Below are 18,183 nucleotides of genomic sequence, written 5' to 3'. Positions count from 1 at the left end.
TTTCTCATCGGCTACACTGTCTACTCGCCCCCGGTAAACAGGAGTCACCGATGCGTTTATGGTCAAAGCTTTGCGTCATGCTTTCCGCCCTGCTCTCCGTCGCCTGCAGCGTCTCTCCGCCTAAAGACATCAAGGTCGTGAACAATTTCGACAGCCAGCGCTATCTCGGCACCTGGTACGAAATCGCGCGTCTGGATCATCGTTTTGAACGCGGTTTGCAGCAGGTGACCGCCCACTACAGCCCACGCGCCGACGGGGGGCTGAAAGTTATCAATCGCGGCTTCAATCCGCAGAAACAGCAATGGCAAGAAAGCGAAGGCAAAGCCTACTTTATCGGTTCACCGCAGGTCGCGGCGCTGAAAGTGTCGTTCTTCGGCCCCTTCTATGGCGGCTACAACGTCATTGCCTTGGATCCGGCGTATCGCTACGCGCTGGTTTGCGGCCCGAACCGCGACTATCTGTGGATCCTGTCGCGCACGCCGACGCTTGACGCCGCCGTGCGCGACCGCTTATTGCAGACAGCCAAAGGCTACGGTTTCGCCACCGACAAGCTGATCTGGGTGCAGCAGTCCGCCGATCAGTGACTGCTGAACTTCAGCCCGAGTATGCCGACCACGATCAGGCACAGGCTGATGATGCGCGCGATATTGGTCGATTCGCCCAACAGCACCATGCCCATGATGGCCGCGCCCACCGCGCCGATGCCGGTCCACACCGCGTAGGCGGTGCCGGCGGGCAGCGTTTTCATGGCGTTGGCCAACAGCAACATGCTGACCACCATCGCGGCGATGGTGATGATGCTCGGCGTCAGCCGGGTAAAACCGTGGGTGTATTTCAGACCGATAGCCCAAACCACTTCGAGCAAACCGGCGATAAGCAGAATAATCCAGGCCATGAGACGGCCTCCCTACCACTGGGGTCGTCCCCGATAAAATGACGCGTAAACGGGTCGTCCCGTTTAGCGAGGTGATGCATGACGGGTAACCTCACCCGCACTGCGGCAGGATAGCAGCAGCGTTAACGCTCAGGCAAGGGATAGAAATGTGGCGGCTCTCCGCAGCCGGAACGCCGCCGGGTGGAATGCGGATTATTCCGCGCTGCGCTGAATAGCCTTGCCGCCGGCCTGAATGTCTTCACCCACACCGCGGGTGGTATTGCAGGCGGTCAGCGAGCTCAAAATCATCAAAGAGAAGATCGCGATAATACTTTTCTTCAGCATAAGAAAGTCCTTATTTGTCGTTGATGAAAAAGTACGGCTTTCTAAGCGTAGTCAAAATTGACGGAGGGTGTGGGATCGTGACCGGCTTTGTGGCGCAAATACATCGGGTTAAAGGCGGGATCAACTGGCCGTGCGGGAGATGGCGCCGCCGAGATGCTGAACGTCTTCGCCGAAACCGCGAAACGTATTGCAACTGCTGAGGGAGAAAAGGAACAACAGGGAGAGCACGGCCAACAGCGTTTTCTTGAACATGCGGATTTTCTGCCAACGAACGGGGATGGGATAAAACAGAGGAACCGCGGGGGTTCCTCTGTTTTGAAACTTACTTGACGCGAGAGACGTATTCGCCAGAGCGAGTGTCAACCTTGATCACTTCGCCGATTTGGACGAACAACGGCACTTTAACCACGGCGCCGGTGCTCAGGGTAGCCGGCTTGCCGCCAGTCCCTGCGGTATCGCCTTTCAGGCCAGGATCGGTATCGGTGATTTCCGCTTCGATGAAGTTCGGCGGCTGAACGGCGATTGGACGGCCATCCCACAGGGTGATGATGCACTCTGCGTTATCCTGCAGCCATTTGGCCGCGTCGCCGACGGTTTTGCCGTCAACCTGATGCTGTTCGAAAGACTCAGGGTGCATGAAGTGGTAGAACTCACCGTCGCTGTACAGGTAGTTCATGTTGGTGTCCATCACGTCTGCGCCTTCGCAAGAATCGGTAGACTTGAAGGTTTTTTCCACGCGGGTGCCGGTCAGCAGACGGCGCATTTTCACGCGCGCGAACGCCTGGCCTTTGCCCGGCTTAACGAACTCACTGGCTTCGACGGCGTAAGGTTCGCCCTCGAACATGATTTTAAGACCCGGACGGAAATCGTTGCTAGAATAAGTCGCCATGATGGCCCTCTGAATATTTGAACTGGTAGCTTAGCCAAAAAAATGGCACACATTATAACCCAAAGTACGGCACATAGAGAAGATTGGTTGCATCAACTCGCCGATGTTATTACCGATCCCGATGAATTACTGCAGCTTTTGTCACTGAATACGCACCCGGAACTGCCGCAGGGGCGCGATGCCCGTCGGCTGTTTGCCCTGCGCGTGCCGCGCGCCTTCGCTGCGCGCATGCGCCCCGGCGATGCCAACGACCCGCTGCTGCGCCAGGTGCTGACCGCCAGAGAGGAGTTCATCAACGCCCCAGGGTTCACCACCGATCCGCTGGATGAACAGCGCAGCGTGGTGCCGGGCCTGCTGCACAAATACCGCAATCGCGCGCTGCTGCTGGTCAAAGGCGGCTGTGCGGTCAACTGCCGTTACTGTTTCCGCCGTCACTTCCCCTATCAGGATAATCAGGGCAACAAGAACAACTGGCGGCAGGCGCTGGATTATATCCGCCAACACCCGGAACTGGACGAGATCATTTTTTCCGGCGGCGATCCGCTGATGGCCAAAGACAGCGAGCTGGAGTGGCTGGTCGGCGAGCTGGAGGCCATCCCGCACCTGAAACGCCTGCGCATTCACACCCGTCTGCCGGTGGTGATCCCGGCGCGCATTACGCCGGCGCTGTGCCGCCTGCTGTCGGCCTCGCGCCTGCAGGTGCTGATGGTCACCCACATCAACCACGCCAACGAAATCGACCGCGAGCTGCAGAGCGCCATGGCCCAGCTGCGCCTCGCCGGCGTCACGCTGCTCAACCAGAGCGTGCTACTGCGCGACGTCAACGACGATGCCGATACGCTGGCGGCGCTCAGCAACGCGCTGTTCGACGCCGGCATCCTGCCCTATTACATCCACGTGCTGGACAAAGTGCAGGGCGCGGCGCATTTCATGGTCAGCGACGATGAAGCGCGCGTCATCATGCAGGCGCTGCTGAGCAAGGTGTCCGGTTATCTGGTGCCGCGCCTGACGCGTGAAGTAGGCGGCGAACCGAGCAAAACGCCGATCGACCTGCGCCTGATGCAGGAGTGACGCGCGCCACAGGGCTCGACGAAACGAAAAGAGGAATGCCGTGGCATTCCTCTTTTTTATCTCTTCGCGGCGTTAGGCCTCAGCGCCTTACGGGCACTTGTAAACCTGGCCGACCATTTTGCTGTCCAGCGGCGCGAAGCTGGAGAGCAGGTTCTGGCTTGGGCTGTTGGCGCCGTAAATGACGTTGCCGCCCATCGCCGCTGCCTTGTTGCGCAGATCGTTGGCCGCACCGCGCATGGAGCTGCCTTCACCGCCGTTGCCGGACAGCCAGTTGCTCTGGGTGCCGGTCACTTCCCCCAGCAGCTGGCATTCCGCCGCCGGCTTGCTGTCGGTGAACTTGATCTGCTGACCCGCAGCGGTCAGTTCATGAGTGGTGCTGCAACCCGCCAGCAGCATCGCTGCCGAAAGACCCAGTAAGGCTTTAATCCGCATCTTGTTCCCCATTCGATGTTGAGAATTACGCAAAATCTTCTACCCGTCGCCTTTCAAGCTGTAGCGTTGTTGACTGCACTCGCTCACCCCAGTTACTTACTCAAGTAAGCGCCTGGGGACTCACGAGCTGGCCGCCTAGCTACAACTTGAAATTCATAGGGTATATCAGAAAGCGATGCCATCTCTTAAGCATCCGTTGCCACGCGAGCGGGCCAACGTCTTGAGCGACAGCTGATGACTTACCAGTTTACCAGCTAAATCGCCCCGGGCGGCAAAAATATCATCAAATACAGTGCGGCGGCGCTCCGGCATAAAAAAGCCCCGGTCATTTGACCGGGGCTTTCAGCACACAAGCGTGTGGGGGATGATTACATCATGCCGCCCATGCCACCCATGCCACCCATGCCGCCTGCTGCTCCCAGATCCGGTGCGTCAGCCTTCGGCAGGTCGGTGACCATGCATTCGGTGGTGATCATCAGGCCAGCCACGGAAGCCGCGTACTGCAGAGCAGAACGGGTCACTTTGGTTGGATCCAGGATACCCATCGCGATCATGTCGCCGTATTCTTCAGAGTAAGCGTTGTAGCCGTAGCTGCCTTCGCCCGCTTTCACCTGGTTGGCGATAACGGAAGCTTCTTCACCGGCGTTGACCACGATCTGACGCAGAGGGGCTTCCATTGCGCGCAGCGCAACTTTGATACCCACGTTCTGGTCTTCGTTGTCGCCTTTCAGCGCGGCGATTTTGCCTGCAACGCGGATCAGCGCTACGCCGCCGCCGGCAACCACGCCTTCTTCCACTGCGGCGCGGGTCGCGTGCAGGGCGTCTTCAACGCGGGCTTTCTTCTCTTTCATTTCAACTTCAGTGGCTGCGCCAACCTTGATAACGGCAACGCCGCCGGCCAGTTTCGCTACGCGCTCCTGCAGTTTTTCACGATCGTAGTCAGAGGTCGCTTCTTCGATCTGCTGACGAATTTGAGCAACGCGGCCCTGGATGGTCGCTTCGTCACCCACGCCATCGATGATGATGGTGGTGTCTTTGTTGATGACAACGCGTTTCGCCTGACCCAGGTCTTCCAGGGTGGCTTTTTCCAGCTCCAGACCGATCTCTTCAGAGATAACGGTACCGGCAGTCAGGGTAGCGATGTCCTGCAGCATGGCTTTACGACGGTCGCCGAAGCCAGGCGCCTTAACGGCAGCCACTTTCACGATGCCGCGCATGGTGTTGACCACCAGGGTCGCCAGCGCTTCACCTTCTACGTCTTCAGCGATGATCAGCAGCGGTTTGCCTGCTTTGGCAACGGCTTCCAGCACCGGCAGCATTTCGCGGATGTTGGAGATCTTCTTGTCAGCCAGCAGGATGAACGGGCTTTCCAGCTCAACAGAACCGGTTTCCGGCTTGTTGATGAAGTATGGGGACAGGTAACCGCGGTCGAACTGCATACCTTCAACCACGTCCAGCTCGTCTTGCAGGCCGGTGCCTTCTTCAACGGTGATAACGCCTTCTTTGCCCACTTTCTCCATCGCTTCCGCGATCAGTTTACCCACGGTTTCGTCGGAGTTGGCGGAGATGGTGCCGACCTGAGCGATAGCTTTGGAATCGGAGCAAGGTACGGACAGTTTTTTCAGTTCTTCAACCGCAGCGACAACCGCTTTGTCGATGCCGCGCTTCAGATCCATCGGGTTCATGCCTGCAGCAACCGCTTTCAGGCCTTCGGTGATGATGGATTGAGCCAGTACGGTTGCAGTGGTGGTGCCGTCGCCCGCCGCGTCGTTCGCTTTGGAGGCCACTTCTTTCACCATCTGTGCGCCCATGTTCTCGAACTTGTCTTCCAGTTCGATTTCACGCGCAACGGAAACGCCGTCTTTGGTGATGGTCGGTGCGCCGAAAGATTTATCCAGCACTACGTTACGGCCTTTCGGGCCCAGGGTCACTTTTACTGCATCAGCGAGAACATTCACGCCGCGGAGCATTTTCACGCGAGCGTCATTGCCGAATTTTACGTCTTTAGCTGCCATTGGTATTTCCCTTCAACTCGTTCAGTTCAGAAGATAAAGCGCAATTACGCTTCAACAATTGCCAGAATGTCGCTTTCGGACATGATCAACACTTCTTCATTGTCGATCTTCTCTGCTTTCACGCCGTAGCCGTCGTTGAAAATCACGATATCGCCAACTTTCACATCCAGCGGTTGGATGTTGCCGTTTTCCAGCACACGCCCTTTACCCACTGCAACCACTTCACCGCGAGTGGATTTACCCGCAGCAGAGCCAGTCAGGACGATGCCGCCAGCAGATTTTGATTCAACTTCTTTGCGCTTGACGATAACGCGGTCATGCAATGGACGAATACTCATTGAACGCTCTCCTGTAAGAAGGTCTCTATCAGATTTAGGGTTGTACACCGGATGGTTGTTATTACCGGCCTCGTGGCATTTGAGATGGGGGCGTTCCAGCCCCCTTCAAGGGGGCGAACAAAAAAAATTTCGCATTTTTGGTCCGACGAGTGCCGCAGAGATGAAAAACGCGGCCAGAGCCGCGTTTGCTTAACGATCGTGAGGTTTGCGATCCTCGTCCGGGCGGTGTTCCAGCACCGGGCGTTCATCGTCCTTGCGCTGGAATTCGCCGTCGAAGGTATTGCCGTTGGCGGCGTCGCCGCCCGTCCAACCGCCGGGGCGATACACCGACAGGTGCGGCATCAGTTTCAGCGTCAGCGATTTTTGCACCGGCGGCAGCAGCAGCAACAGGCCGAGGAAATCGGTGAAGAAGCCCGGTATTAGCAGCAGGAAGCCCGCCAGCACCAGCGAAACGCTTTTCACCATTTCCGCCGCCGGGCTTTCGCCGGCCGCCAGTTTTTGCTGCATCTGCACGAAGGTTTTCATGCCCTGATTGCGCACCAGCGAAATGCCGACGCAGGAGCTGAACACCACCAGCAGCAGGGTGACAGCCACGCCGAGCACGGCGGCGACTTTGATAAAGATGGATATTTCTATGTAAGCCAGCAGAAATATCAGCAGTAGCGGTAACCAGCGCACCTGGTTCTCCTATCGGTAGGTAAGGCACGGCCGCCACGGGGCGACGGCGCGAAAAAAGAGGCCGTAAACGGCCGACACTATTACAATGAGGGCATCCCCCCACCATTTCAACCGAGAGCCGGTTTTTATTGCTAAAGTTCACAAACGTGAAAGAAGTCACAGAACCGAAAAAGGGCATATCCTTAAACACCATAAGGTGATCTGGATTCAGTCATTTCTTACCAACCAGCATATGATCTGGGCAGCTACGGGCGATTTGGTTAATCGTTTCACGCCCCAAGCCTTCGGCAATATTAATTTAGGCTGTGCCCTTACTAGCCTTGACCTGACAAATTATTAATTCGGCAGCAACACATAGAGAAGGTTCTCATGTCAAACAACATTCGTATCGAAGAAGACCTGTTAGGAACACGTGAAGTCCCCGCAGACGCTTACTACGGAGTTCACACTCTGCGTGCGATTGAAAACTTCTACATCAGCAACAGCAAAATCAGCGATGTCCCCGAGTTCGTTCGCGGCATGGTGATGGTGAAAAAGGCCGCGGCGATGGCCAACAAAGAACTCAAAACCATCCCGCGCAAAATCGCCGACGTGATCATCCAGGCCTGCGACGAGGTGCTGGATAAAGGCAAGTGCATGGATCAGTTCCCGGTGGACGTATTCCAGGGCGGCGCGGGCACCTCGCTGAACATGAACACCAACGAAGTGCTGGCGAACATCGGCCTGGAGCTGATGGGCCATCAAAAAGGCGAATACCAGTACCTGAACCCGAACGATCACCTCAATAAGTGTCAGTCCACCAACGACGCCTACCCGACCGGGTTCCGCATCGCGGTGTATGCCTCCAACCAGAAACTGATCGACGCCATCAACCAGCTGCGCGAAGGCTTCGATCGCAAGGCGAAAGAGTTCGAAACCATCCTGAAAATGGGCCGCACCCAGCTGCAGGACGCGGTGCCGATGACCCTCGGCCAGGAATTCCACGCCTTCAGCGTGCTGCTGAACGAAGAGACCCGCAATCTGCACCGCACCGCGGAACTGCTGCTGGAAGTGAACCTCGGCGCCACCGCCATCGGCACCGCGCTCAACACCCCGGAAGGCTACCAGCCGCTGGCGGTGCAAAAACTGGCGGAAGTCAGCGGCCTGCCGGTGGTGCCGGCGGAAGACCTGATCGAAGCCACCTCCGACTGCGGCGCCTACGTGATGGTGCACAGCGCGCTCAAACGCCTGGCGGTGAAACTGTCCAAAATCTGTAACGACCTACGCCTGCTCTCCTCCGGCCCGCGCGCCGGCCTGAACGAAATCAACCTGCCGGAGCTGCAGGCGGGATCGTCCATCATGCCGGCCAAAGTGAATCCGGTGGTGCCGGAAGTGGTCAATCAGGTGTGTTTCAAGGTGATTGGCAACGACACTTGCGTTACCATGGCGGCCGAAGCGGGCCAGCTGCAGCTGAACGTGATGGAGCCGGTGATCGGCCAGGCGATGTTCGAGTCGATCCACATCCTGACCAACGCCTGCTACAACCTGCTGGAAAAATGCATTAACGGCATCACCGCGAATAAAGATGTCTGCGAACACTACGTCTTCAACTCGATCGGTATCGTCACCTATCTGAACCCGTTCATCGGCCACCATAACGGTGACATCGTCGGGAAGATCTGCGCCGAAACCGGCAAGAGCGTGCGCGAAGTGGTGCTGGAACGCGGCCTGCTGACCGAAGCCGAGCTGGATGACATCTTCTCCGTGGAGAACCTGATGCACCCGGCCTATAAAGCTAAACGCTATACGGATGAAAATGAACAATAACAGACCTACCCGGTAGCCCTGAAAGGCACGCTAAATCCTCTGGATAGCGTGCCTTTTTACTTTTAGGCGCCCACAAAATTTTAACGTTTGATTTTCAATTTCTCTCATTTTAAGGAGTAAACACTATGCTAGCCGTAGAATTGGTTATCGTTCTGCTGGCCATCTTTTTAGGGGCCAGATTGGGCGGTATCGGTATCGGGTTCGCGGGGGGACTGGGCGTATTGGCGCTGGCGCTGATCGGCGTCAAACCGGGCAACATTCCCTTCGACGTCATCTCCATCATCATGGCGGTGATTGCGGCGATCTCTGCCATGCAGGTCGCCGGGGGGATGGACTACCTGGTGCAGCAGACCGAAAAACTGCTGCGCAAGAACCCCAAGCACATCACCATTCTCGCCCCTATCGTCACCTACTTCCTGACCATCTTCGCCGGCACCGGCAATATCTCACTCTCGGCGCTGCCGGTGATCGCCGAGGTGGCGAAAGAACAGGGCATCAAGCCTTGCCGCCCGCTGTCGACCGCCGTGGTCTCCGCCCAGATCGCCATCACCGCCTCGCCAATCTCCGCCGCGGTGGTGTACATGTCTTCGGTGATGGAGGGCCACGGCGTCAGCTACCTGCACCTGCTGATGGTGGTGATCCCGTCCACCTTCTGCGCGGTGCTGTTGATGTCGCTGCTGGTGACCTGGCTGTTCGATTCCAAGCTGTCTAACGATCCGGTGTACCTGAAACGCCTGGAAGAAGGCCTGATCACCCTGCGCGGCAACAACGCGCTGGCGATCAAACCACGCGCCAAAACCTCGGTGCTGCTGTTCCTGCTCGGCGTGCTGTGCGTGGTCGCCTACGCCATCATCAACAGCCCGGGCCTGGGTCTGGTGGCCAAGCCGCTGATGAACACCACCAACGCCATTCTGATCATCATGCTGAGCGTCGCCACGCTGACCACCCTGCTGTGCCGCGTCGACACCGACATGGTGCTGAACTCCAGCACCTTCAAGGCCGGCATGAGCGCCTGTATCTGTATCCTCGGCGTCGCCTGGCTGGGCGATACTTTCGTCCAGGCCAACATCGATTGGATCAAAGAGACGGCCGGCAGCGTCATTCAGGCGCACCCGTGGCTGCTGGCGGTGATCTTCTTCTTCTGCTCGGCGCTGCTGTACTCGCAGGCCGCCACCGCCAAGGCGCTGATGCCGATGGCGCTGGCGCTGAACGTGTCGCCGCTGACCGCCGTCGCCTCCTTCGCCGCCGTTTCCGGCCTGTTCATCCTGCCGACCTACCCGACATTGGTCGCCGCGGTGCAGATGGATGATACCGGCACCACGCGCATCGGCCGCTTCGTGTTCAACCACCCGTTCTTCATTCCCGGCACCATGGGCGTGATTTTCGCGGTGGTATTCGGCTTCCTGCTCGGCAGCGTCATGCTGTAAGGCGTCGACCGGGGCTGCGGCCCCGGTTTTCTTTCTGGCGATAAACTCGCCTTCTAGCCAATCCGCCTTCAGGGTATAGTGCCCATTCGAACCGATGAGAGGGCTGAAGATGTCTGATTGCGAAGCTGTCGTCATACTCTGTACCGCACCCGATGAAGCCAGTGCCCAGGAACTGGCGGCGCGGGTCCTGGGCGATAAGCTGGCGGCCTGCGCCACGCTGCTGCCCGGCGCCACCTCGCTGTATTACTGGGAAGGGAAACTGGAACAGGAATACGAAGTGCAGATGCTGTTCAAAAGCGATCGCCGCCGTCAGCAAGCCCTGCTCGACACCCTGAAACAACATCACCCTTACCAGACGCCTGAGCTGCTGGTCTTGCCGGTGATGGCCGGAGATAAAGACTACCTGTTATGGATCAACGCTTCATTAAACTGATTTTGCTGCTGTGCAGCCTGTGCTTCCTGCCGCAGGCGGCGCAGGCTTCGCTGTTCGCGCCGAAGGGCGGCAGCCAGTTCGTGCCCGTCGATCAGGCCTTCGCCTTCGATTTCAAACAGCAAGGCGGCCAGGTGACGCTGAACTGGCAGATCCGCCCCGGCTATTACCTGTATCGCCAGCAGATCAAACTGGTGCCGCAGCAGGCGACGCTCGGCGCCTTTACCCTGCCGGAAGGGCTGAGCCACAAGGACGAGTTCTTCGGCGAAGTGGCGATTTTCAAGCAGCAGCTGAATCTGCAGGTGCCGCTGCAACAGGCGGCGGCCAACGCCAGCCTCAGCGTCACCTATCAGGGCTGCGCCGAGGCCGGCTTCTGCTATCCGCCGGAAACCCGAACCATCCCGCTGGACGCGGTCAGCGCCACCGCAGCCGCGCCGCTCCCGGCGGCTGCCTCTGAGCCAGCCGAACAATCCGCAACACCGGCCAGCCTGCCGTTCTCGCCGCTGTGGGCATTGCTGATCGGCATCGGCATCGCCTTCACCCCCTGCGTACTGCCGATGTACCCGCTGATCTCCGGCATCATTCTCGGCCGCGACCGGCCGCAAAGCAGCGGCCGCATTCTGGCGCTGGCGGTGGTTTACGTGCAGGGCATGGCGCTCACCTACACCCTGCTGGGCTTGGTGGTGGCCGCCGCCGGATTGCAGTTCCAGGCGGCGCTGCAGCATCCTTACGTGCTGATTGGCCTGTCGGCGCTGTTCATCGCGCTGGCGCTGTCGATGTTCGGCCTCTATTCCCTGCAGCTGCCCTCGGCGCTGCAAACCCGGCTGGCAAACTGGAGCAACACCCAGCGCGGCGGCTCACTGACCGGCGTGTTCCTGATGGGCGCCCTGGCCGGGCTGATCTGTTCCCCCTGCACCACCGCGCCGCTCAGCGCCATCCTGCTGTATATCGCCCAGAGCGGCAATCTGTGGGCCGGCGGCGGCACGCTGTACCTGTACGCGCTGGGGATGGGCATTCCGCTGGTGATCGTCACCCTGTTCGGCAACCGCTTGCTGCCGCGCAGCGGCCCGTGGATGCAGTACGTGAAAGAGGCCTTCGGCTTCGTCATTCTGGCGCTGCCGGTGTTCCTGCTGGAGCGGGTGATCGGCGATCTGTGGGGCATGCGCCTGTGGAGCCTGCTCGGCCTGGCGTTCTTCGGCTGGGCCTTCGCCCTGAGCCTGAGAAGCGCGCGCGGCTGGGCACGCGCCCTGCAACTGCTGTTGCTGGCGGCGGCGGTGATCGCCGCGCGGCCGCTGCAGGACTGGGCTTTCGGCGCCGACCAGGCGCAGCAGGCGGCTCAGCCGCACCTGGCCTTTACCCGCATCAACAACGTCGAACAGCTCGATCTCGCGCTGCAACAGGCGCGGGGCAAGCCGGTGATGCTGGATCTGTACGCCGACTGGTGCGTGGCCTGTAAAGAGTTCGAAAAATACACCTTCAGCGATGCGGCAGTGCAGGCAAGCCTGGCCAACGCGGTGCTGCTGCAGGCGGATGTGACCGCCAACGGTGCGGAACAGGCGGCGCTGCTGAAGCACCTGCAGGTGCTGGGGCTGCCGACGATCCTGTTCTTCGATCCGGCGGGCCGCGAGCTGACGGCCGAGCGTGTCACCGGTTTTATGAAGGCGGAAGCCTTCAACACGCATTTGCAGAAAGTGATGCGATAACTGACACTGAAGATCGGAAGCGAATGGGAGGAAGCACAAGTGCAACGTGAACACGTCCTTGATACCGCGCTGGGCCTGTTGGAACAACAGGGCCTGGCGACCGCCACATTAGAGATGCTGGCGGAAAAACTCGACGTTCAGCCCGGCGATCTCAAACGGTTCTGGCCGGATCGCGAAGCGCTGCTGTACGACTGCCTGCGCTACCACGGCCAACAGATCGACACCTGGCGCCGCCAGCTGCTGCTGGACGAAAACCTGAGCCCGCAGCAAAAACTGCTGGCGCGCTATGACGTGCTGGCGGAATACGTGCAGCAAGACCGCTACCCCGGCTGCCTGTTTATCGCCGCCTGCAGCTTCTTCCCGGAAACGGATCATCCGATCCACCAACTGGCGGAGCAACAGAAGCTGACCTCGCTGGAGCTGACCCGCGAGCTGCTGCGCGACATGGATGCCGACGACGCCGACATGGTGGCGCAGCAAATGGAGCTGATTCAGGAAGGCTGCCTGAGCAAACTGCTGGTAAAACGCCAGCTCCAGGACGTATCGGTCGCCAAACGGCTGGCGGAAGACATCTTGCAGGTGGCGCAGTGCCGCCGCAACGGGGCGTTGAGCTGAATCGGCAGGGTTGGCAGCGCCACCAACCCGAGGCGATAGCCCCAACAGGCGCATTTTTTGCGCCCTTTGCCTGAAAAGCCAGCAACCGGAGGCATTTTCGCGTATTTCACGCATAAAGCCGTTGACGGCTTTCGGCCAATACGGTTTAATGCTGCCCGTTGCCCGGATAGCTCAGTCGGTAGAGCAGGGGATTGAAAATCCCCGTGTCCTTGGTTCGATTCCGAGTCCGGGCACCATATTTAGAAGAACCCGCCTATGGCGGGTTTTTCGCTTTCTGGGGTACGGACTCTCCATCGAACTGCGTTCGATTATTCGGCCAAAGGCCTCACCCTGCGGGCCAGCGCTAAAGCGCTGTTCAACACGGCGCCAGCGCCGGTTGTCCGAGTCCGGTCGCCCTATTTAGAAGAACCCGCCTATGGCGGGTTTTTCGCTTTCTGGGGTACGGACTCTCCATCGAACTGCGTTCGATTATTCGGCCAAAGGCCTCACCCTGCGGGCCAGCGCTAAAGCGCTGTTCAACACGGCGCCAGCGCCGGTTGTCCGAGTCCGGTCGCCCTATTTAGAAGAACCCGCCTATGGCGGGTTTTTCGCTTTCTGGGGTACGGACTCTCCATCGAACTGCGTTCGATTATTCGGCCAAAGGCCTCACCCTGCGGGCCAGCGCTGAAGCGCTGTTCAACACGGCGCCAGCGCCGGTTGTCCGAGTCCGGTCGCCCTATTTAGAAGAACCCGCCTATGGCTGGGTTTTTGCTTTTCAGGGACAGGACTCTCCATCGAACTGCATTCGATTATTCGGCCAAGGGCCTCACCCTGCGGGTCGGCGACACAGGACGAATGCTCCCTTATCTGCTTGGCATCCCCCCAGAAACGTTGGCTCCAAGGGTAAGCGAATTACCGCATTCTCGGCATTAGGCGTGAAAGTGGCGACGTCAGGCGAGCAATGCCCAATTTCGTTGAGGCGGATAATCACTCTCTGGTAAAAAACGCTACCTCATACAATGTGCAGCAGCGTCAATGATGACGTAGTAATGCCAACCACCAGGAAGAATGGCCGTAGTCTTGGATAGACAACTGCCTTTTCTTCATCCGCTGCGCATGTTTGTAGAATGAATAGATGCTTAAACAGAACAAGAATATCGCAAAATAAAACAAATCCACTTCACCTTTCCCTTGGTGTAGATAATACCTAACGTAAATTACGTACAGCTACCCTCGCTGCCAACGATAATAATTCACCGAAATTATGCTTTGGGTCGAAACAACAGGCTATTTAATCAATAGTCACAAAAAAAGCAGGGAGGATGACCCTGCTTGTTATTTAAAAATCAATATTATTGACATAGCGGCGAGTATTTTTTCATAAACGGCGATTCGCAGATCGCATTCATGACTTCGCCTTTATCTTTCTCTTTAGGCTTGGCGCCTGAGTTGGTGTTGCCTGCACATTGCCCGCCATTTTTCCCCTGGCCATTGATGCATTGGCCAAAATCGCTATTGCCGGCGCCGCTGGCGTTGCCATTATTGCCCTGCACGTTCTGATTGCCGTTAAAACCGGCATGTGCATAAGACGCCATCATGATGCAGGCGCCGAGAAGCAAAGTTGCTTTCTTTTTCATAATTTTCCCTTTGTGTTATTTAGCAAGTGAATAAAACGAGATTTAACATTCCCTTGGGGAATTTTAATCATAACCCATTATCTTTTAACGCTATAAAGATAGCAGATGATAACAACTAAAATTATTCCCCATCACGGTTAGGAATACTCTGCCTCTGGGGATAGCAGCCAATAAATAAAATCATGGCTGCGGTTTAACATCAGCTTACCCATTACCGAACGTTTATGGCTATGCACCGTTTTAACGCTCACGCCCATTACTCTGGCGGTTTGCGATTGATCCAGCCCGCGCCGCAAATAACCGATAACCTGCCGCTCGCGGGGAGTCAACAGCTTAGCGGGAAACCGACATACCGGCCTCGGATTAGTCAACGTATCAGACAGCAGCGCAAACAGGCATTGCTGGTCGTCGGTGCGGTACAGCACCCGGCTTGCACGCCTGGCGACAAGGGTCTGTCTTTCTTTAATGGTAACGACATGCTCCCCTGAATAGGCAGCCCAACGCCGGGCGCGCCGGGCCGTAGAAGTCAATACAATGTCAGGCCGCTCATCGCTGCCCGGCGGCAGAAAATGCGCGACTTTATTATGCTGCTGCGCATATTTCGCAATGCTTAACCGCAAGCCGGCGGCAAAATAGCGGTTTTCGTCATCGATGACGATATTGAGAGATTTCATTACCCCCCCCTTTTTTCCGAGAATCAACATTTAAAATAGTGGTCAAGAAGAGAGTTCTTCTTTAATTTAATAAAATCATTAAGGAATAGTTCCCCTGCCAGTGGATGATTTGATCCACAGAAAATCTATTTCTCCATATTTATAACTTAACAAGGATATTTATATATAACTTCATATAAGGGTTCCCACGGCATTAACCACAGGCTTTTCTATGTTATCGCCTCAATTTTAGAGAATATCGACGACCGCTACCGCCGAACCGGAGAAATCCCCTGGGGCCGGTATTCCCGCTGCAATCAGTAAAGAGGAGAAGGTCACCGTATTTCCTCCCGCCCCAGGTACATTCAACGTCACCCCTGAGTTACCTACAACCCCATTGACACTCAGCATCGATTTCAGGCTGCCGTCAGCACGCAAATTGACGGTGTAGCTGTCGCTGCCGACGGCGGCTAAGGCTCGCACCTTCACTTTAGCGGCCCCGGTGCAATAGACGTAGGCCGTACTCTCGGCTCGGTTACCCGTCACTTCACTATCGGCGAGAGAACCGTGGCGCAGATAAATATCGCCGATCATATAACATGACACCGGCGGTTTTGGGGGTTCAGGCGGGTTCACCGAACCATTACATGTACTGCCAAACGATCCCGAACCACTCACGCCCCCCATGAGATTAAAGATGATACAAGGTGGCTGGCCGCCATTTTTCTCCACCAGCTCTCCCCAGTTGCCAATGAACCCAACCGGCGATCTCGCAGCCCAGGCGGCAATCAGCGTTGAGGCTTTCTGCGTTCCTGGGGATGAAGCGATGTTAGGCGATCGATAGACTTCGGTAAGTAATCCGACATGCGCATCGACATAACATGTAGAAAAAAGCCCACACTTCAGCGTAAACTCTGCCGGAAACGGGTTTGATGTCGCAGACAACACGGTAAATCTCAATGTTTTTCCGTCGCTGGAGGGTTCCCATTGCACTTTAACGTCAGCGTGGCAAACACCCACCCAAAGCGTGAGAAACACTGCAAAGATATAACGAAGCAGATATTTCACAATAGCTCCTTCATGCCTTAATTATTTAAATAATAACGACAGCGCTATGCCAGAAAATGAATACTCATCGCCGGCTGGAGGCGCGTTAAATATAGTTTTGATTACTGGTAATCGGCCAACAGCGTCGCCTGGGCGCTAAACGCCTGCGGCGTTAATCCGGCTCCCGGTCGCTTCACCGGTACGGCCTGCAACGTCGGCGGATTGGCGGCGTCAATCGCTTCGCGTTTATTCAGAACGAAAGCATTCCCCGCCAGCAAGAGCCGTACCGCCAGATCGGGCACATTCGTCGGCACGGCGGCGTCGTCAAATCCACTGGCGGCGGCCACCACGGTTAAGCCGAGCGTCTGTCCGTTGCCACCCGGCTCACACTCGATGCGGTAATTGACGGTTTGCAGATAATTCTGCCCATCAACCTTACCGATCCCGACCTTCTGACCAAAATCCACGTCGATTTGCTGGCCGTTATTGATCACGCATGAAGGCGGTTCGTTCAGCGTGCCGCTGAACGACATGCCCGCCTCATTGTCCGCCGCCCATCCCTGCCACACCGGCAGGAACAGGCTGCAAGCCAACAACGCCACCACTTTCCCAGCGGTTATCTTCATTGGTAATCCACCATCAGCGTCGCTCCCGCGCTAAAAAAGCCGGCGGTCAGAACACCGCTGCCTTTCACCGGTACCGCGTGCAACACCGGCTTGTTCGGGTAGGTAAAGTTCAACCAACTGCCGATGACCAACGGCATATCATTCGCCCGCAGCGCGATGCCCAGATTGCTTTTGCTGCTTTGAATCGCGCTGCGGTCGAACGCTGTAGCAACGCCCACTACTTTCATCCTCATCGCGTTTTTACTGTTGTTTTTACACTCCAGCACATAATCGATCGTGCGAAGATAGTTGCTGCCATTGACCTTGGTGGTCACCAGATCATCGCCGAACTCGACCCGTATGGTTTGATTGTTGTTCACCTCACACTGCGGTTTGCTGGTGATCGTGCCGGAGATAAAGATTGGGGCCGTCGCCGCCCGCCCGGGTGAGAGAAAGATCGTCCCCGCCAGCGCCACTCCCCATAAACCGTAGCGCCTGAAAAACCCAGGCCAAGCCCGCGCTGTCATGCACACATGCTTTCTCACCATACCGTGACGCCACACCGTACTGGCCCAACCCGCCATCACAAAACGCATTTCATCTCTCCATCCCTGAACGCTGACGTTGTTTACTGCGTCTCGGGCACCCGCGAGGCTGGCGGTACCCAGCACCAGACGCCCCCTTACCCCAGCATCGACGCGGTGCTGCAGGAAACGAACAAACTTACCGTTTGTGGATACATCGCGATTCCCTATAGCCCATCACGGAAGACTTAAAATAATCACTTTCGAACCTTGGAATTCACCGGCACCGCTGGGAAAGCCGCTCAGCGTTGAGCTTAACGTAAAGCTTTTCCCTGTCGGGCCGACCATTTCCGCATGCCCGGCACCGAGATCGTCGCCATTGACTTTCAGGTGGCTGGTGATGCCACCGCCTAACGGCAGATCGCCTTTTCCACCCTGCGCAACAATCAATACTTTAAAATTATTATTACAGGCCACCCTAAAAGAGTGGCTGACGGTATGGCCATTTACCCTCTCACTTGTTACCGAGCCGTGATCCAATTCAATATAGGGCTCCCTGATACTGCAGTAGGTCGGGGTAATTTCCGGCAACGCGCAATCTACGGCTCCATTCGGCAAGGGGCCATGGAATCCGGTGGGATACTTCCAAGCCAATGCAAAACAGTTTCTTCTTCCAATAAGTTGCGCTCCACCGCTTCTCTCTTGATTCAAATACCCTTTTCGGGCAAAAACAGCGGCTACTTCCCCCATCGTTCTTAAACCTGATACCTCTTTGCCCATATTAAATGGCTCACCGAGCAAGGTCGCACCGCGCTCTTCGTTGTCAAATGCTATGAAAAGCCGACAGCGCTGATCAGAAGCCGCGATAGGGTCCCAGCAGTTATATAAAAGGTTCCTGCTTGAATCATTCACATCCCACCGAATAACATTAACTTTAACTTGATTATCTTGCGGAAAGTATTTCACATCTAACTCCCAGCTAGCTTTAGCCTGGAGCGAAATAAACAGCATGCAAAAAATAAATAACGGTTTCATTCTCTACTCCAACACGGGAAGAAGATAAATCATGGAAATACTCTCCCGACCGGCACCTTGATGGCCAAGAAAAACAGCAG

Annotated in this window: 21 protein-coding genes and 1 tRNA gene; 8 read left to right on the top strand and 14 right to left on the bottom strand. The window is 56.8% G+C overall.

Translation table 11 applies throughout. The features are described from left to right. Positions 1-50: 50 nt before the first annotated feature. On the top strand, positions 51-584 hold the full coding sequence (blc, locus tag ACMGG9_RS00290; RefSeq protein ID WP_047025073.1) for an outer membrane lipoprotein Blc: 534 nt from the start codon (positions 51-53) through the stop codon (positions 582-584). Here blc and sugE read toward each other — a convergent pair. From sugE to efp, 4 genes are all read right to left on the bottom strand, one after another. Beyond that, entirely contained in the window at positions 578-895 is a 318-nt protein-coding gene (gene sugE, locus ACMGG9_RS00285) for a quaternary ammonium compound efflux SMR transporter SugE (RefSeq protein ID WP_004929669.1), read from the bottom strand. The two genes, blc and sugE, sit on opposite strands and share 7 nt — an antisense overlap. A 192-nt stretch (positions 896-1,087) precedes the next feature. Then, a complete protein-coding gene (locus tag ACMGG9_RS00280) occupies positions 1,088-1,219 on the bottom strand; it encodes an entericidin A/B family lipoprotein (RefSeq protein ID WP_004929668.1) in 132 nt (43 codons plus the stop codon). A 120-nt stretch (positions 1,220-1,339) separates the two neighbouring features. Next, positions 1,340-1,471, bottom strand: a complete 132-nt coding sequence (locus ACMGG9_RS00275; RefSeq protein WP_004929667.1) for an entericidin A/B family lipoprotein — start codon at positions 1,469-1,471, stop codon at positions 1,340-1,342. Between the two features lie 70 nt (positions 1,472-1,541). Further along, the gene (efp, locus tag ACMGG9_RS00270; RefSeq protein ID WP_004929666.1) at positions 1,542-2,108 is read right to left on the bottom strand and encodes an elongation factor P; all 567 of its coding nucleotides are present in this window, start codon (positions 2,106-2,108) and stop codon (positions 1,542-1,544) included. A 42-nt stretch (positions 2,109-2,150) separates the two neighbouring features. Here efp and epmB point away from each other — a divergent pair, with 42 nt between their 5' ends. After that, complete coding sequence (gene epmB / locus ACMGG9_RS00265; protein ID WP_042783506.1) at positions 2,151-3,179, top strand: EF-P beta-lysylation protein EpmB; 1,029 nt, start codon at positions 2,151-2,153, stop codon at positions 3,177-3,179. Between the two features lie 87 nt (positions 3,180-3,266). Here the strand turns inward: epmB and ACMGG9_RS00260 are convergent, their stop codons facing one another. The 4 genes from ACMGG9_RS00260 to ACMGG9_RS00245 form a co-directional block, all read right to left on the bottom strand. Next, the gene (locus ACMGG9_RS00260) at positions 3,267-3,611 is read right to left on the bottom strand and encodes a DUF4156 domain-containing protein (RefSeq protein WP_025305007.1); all 345 of its coding nucleotides are present in this window, start codon (positions 3,609-3,611) and stop codon (positions 3,267-3,269) included. A gap of 368 nt (positions 3,612-3,979) precedes the next feature. Next, positions 3,980-5,626 carry a chaperonin GroEL gene (groL, locus tag ACMGG9_RS00255; RefSeq protein ID WP_004929662.1) on the bottom strand — a complete coding sequence of 549 codons (1,647 nt, stop codon included), beginning with the start codon at positions 5,624-5,626 and terminating at the stop codon, positions 3,980-3,982. A 44-nt stretch (positions 5,627-5,670) separates the two neighbouring features. Continuing rightward, positions 5,671-5,964 carry a co-chaperone GroES gene (locus tag ACMGG9_RS00250; RefSeq protein WP_004929661.1) on the bottom strand — a complete coding sequence of 98 codons (294 nt, stop codon included), beginning with the start codon at positions 5,962-5,964 and terminating at the stop codon, positions 5,671-5,673. A gap of 189 nt (positions 5,965-6,153) precedes the next feature. After that, on the bottom strand, positions 6,154-6,642 hold the full coding sequence (locus ACMGG9_RS00245; RefSeq protein ID WP_004929660.1) for an FxsA family protein: 489 nt from the start codon (positions 6,640-6,642) through the stop codon (positions 6,154-6,156). 369 nt (positions 6,643-7,011) lie between these two features. Between ACMGG9_RS00245 and aspA the strand changes: the two genes are divergently transcribed. The 6 genes from aspA to ACMGG9_RS00215 all read left to right on the top strand — a co-directional run bounded on the left by aspA (position 7,012) and on the right by ACMGG9_RS00215 (position 12,859). After that, entirely contained in the window at positions 7,012-8,448 is a 1,437-nt protein-coding gene (gene aspA / locus ACMGG9_RS00240; protein ID WP_333550450.1) for an aspartate ammonia-lyase, read from the top strand. 125 nt (positions 8,449-8,573) lie between these two features. Further along, the gene (locus ACMGG9_RS00235) at positions 8,574-9,875 is read left to right on the top strand and encodes an anaerobic C4-dicarboxylate transporter (RefSeq protein ID WP_033641606.1); all 1,302 of its coding nucleotides are present in this window, start codon (positions 8,574-8,576) and stop codon (positions 9,873-9,875) included. Between the two features lie 109 nt (positions 9,876-9,984). Continuing rightward, entirely contained in the window at positions 9,985-10,308 is a 324-nt protein-coding gene (gene cutA / locus ACMGG9_RS00230) for a divalent cation tolerance protein CutA (RefSeq protein ID WP_004929657.1), read from the top strand. Further along, a complete protein-coding gene (locus ACMGG9_RS00225) occupies positions 10,284-12,008 on the top strand; it encodes a protein-disulfide reductase DsbD (RefSeq protein WP_414161821.1) in 1,725 nt (574 codons plus the stop codon). The genes cutA and ACMGG9_RS00225 overlap by 25 nt, the downstream gene beginning before the upstream one ends. Positions 12,009-12,047: 39 nt before the next feature. Continuing rightward, positions 12,048-12,623, top strand: a complete 576-nt coding sequence (gene dicD / locus ACMGG9_RS00220) for a division control transcriptional repressor DicD (protein ID WP_015376374.1) — start codon at positions 12,048-12,050, stop codon at positions 12,621-12,623. 160 nt (positions 12,624-12,783) lie between these two features. Beyond that, positions 12,784-12,859: transfer RNA gene (locus ACMGG9_RS00215), tRNA-Phe, on the top strand. A gap of 1,095 nt (positions 12,860-13,954) precedes the next feature. Here ACMGG9_RS00215 and ACMGG9_RS00210 read toward each other — a convergent pair. The 6 genes from ACMGG9_RS00210 to ACMGG9_RS00185 all read right to left on the bottom strand — a co-directional run bounded on the left by ACMGG9_RS00210 (position 13,955) and on the right by ACMGG9_RS00185 (position 18,103). Further along, a complete protein-coding gene (locus tag ACMGG9_RS00210; protein ID WP_414161820.1) occupies positions 13,955-14,239 on the bottom strand; it encodes a hypothetical protein in 285 nt (94 codons plus the stop codon). A 137-nt stretch (positions 14,240-14,376) separates the two neighbouring features. Beyond that, positions 14,377-14,913 (bottom strand): helix-turn-helix domain-containing protein, encoded by a 537-nt coding sequence (locus tag ACMGG9_RS00205; RefSeq protein ID WP_414161819.1) that lies wholly within the window; start codon positions 14,911-14,913, stop codon positions 14,377-14,379. 228 nt (positions 14,914-15,141) lie between these two features. Next, a complete protein-coding gene (locus tag ACMGG9_RS00200) occupies positions 15,142-15,960 on the bottom strand; it encodes a hypothetical protein (RefSeq protein WP_414161818.1) in 819 nt (272 codons plus the stop codon). A gap of 101 nt (positions 15,961-16,061) precedes the next feature. Continuing rightward, the gene (locus tag ACMGG9_RS00195) at positions 16,062-16,565 is read right to left on the bottom strand and encodes a fimbrial protein (protein ID WP_414161817.1); all 504 of its coding nucleotides are present in this window, start codon (positions 16,563-16,565) and stop codon (positions 16,062-16,064) included. Further along, complete coding sequence (locus ACMGG9_RS00190; protein ID WP_414161816.1) at positions 16,562-17,215, bottom strand: fimbrial protein; 654 nt, start codon at positions 17,213-17,215, stop codon at positions 16,562-16,564. Before ACMGG9_RS00190 ends, ACMGG9_RS00195 begins: the two co-directional genes overlap by 4 nt. A 90-nt stretch (positions 17,216-17,305) precedes the next feature. After that, positions 17,306-18,103, bottom strand: coding sequence for a hypothetical protein (locus tag ACMGG9_RS00185; RefSeq protein WP_414161815.1), 798 nt, complete (start codon positions 18,101-18,103; stop codon positions 17,306-17,308). Between the last annotated feature and the right edge of the window lie 80 nt (positions 18,104-18,183).

Source organism: Serratia sp. BNK-10 (genome assembly GCF_047456065.1).
GTDB lineage: Bacteria > Pseudomonadota > Gammaproteobacteria > Enterobacterales > Enterobacteriaceae > Serratia > Serratia ureilytica.
Note: the sequence above shows the minus strand (reverse complement) of the source record. Positions and strands in the feature narration are given on the sequence as shown.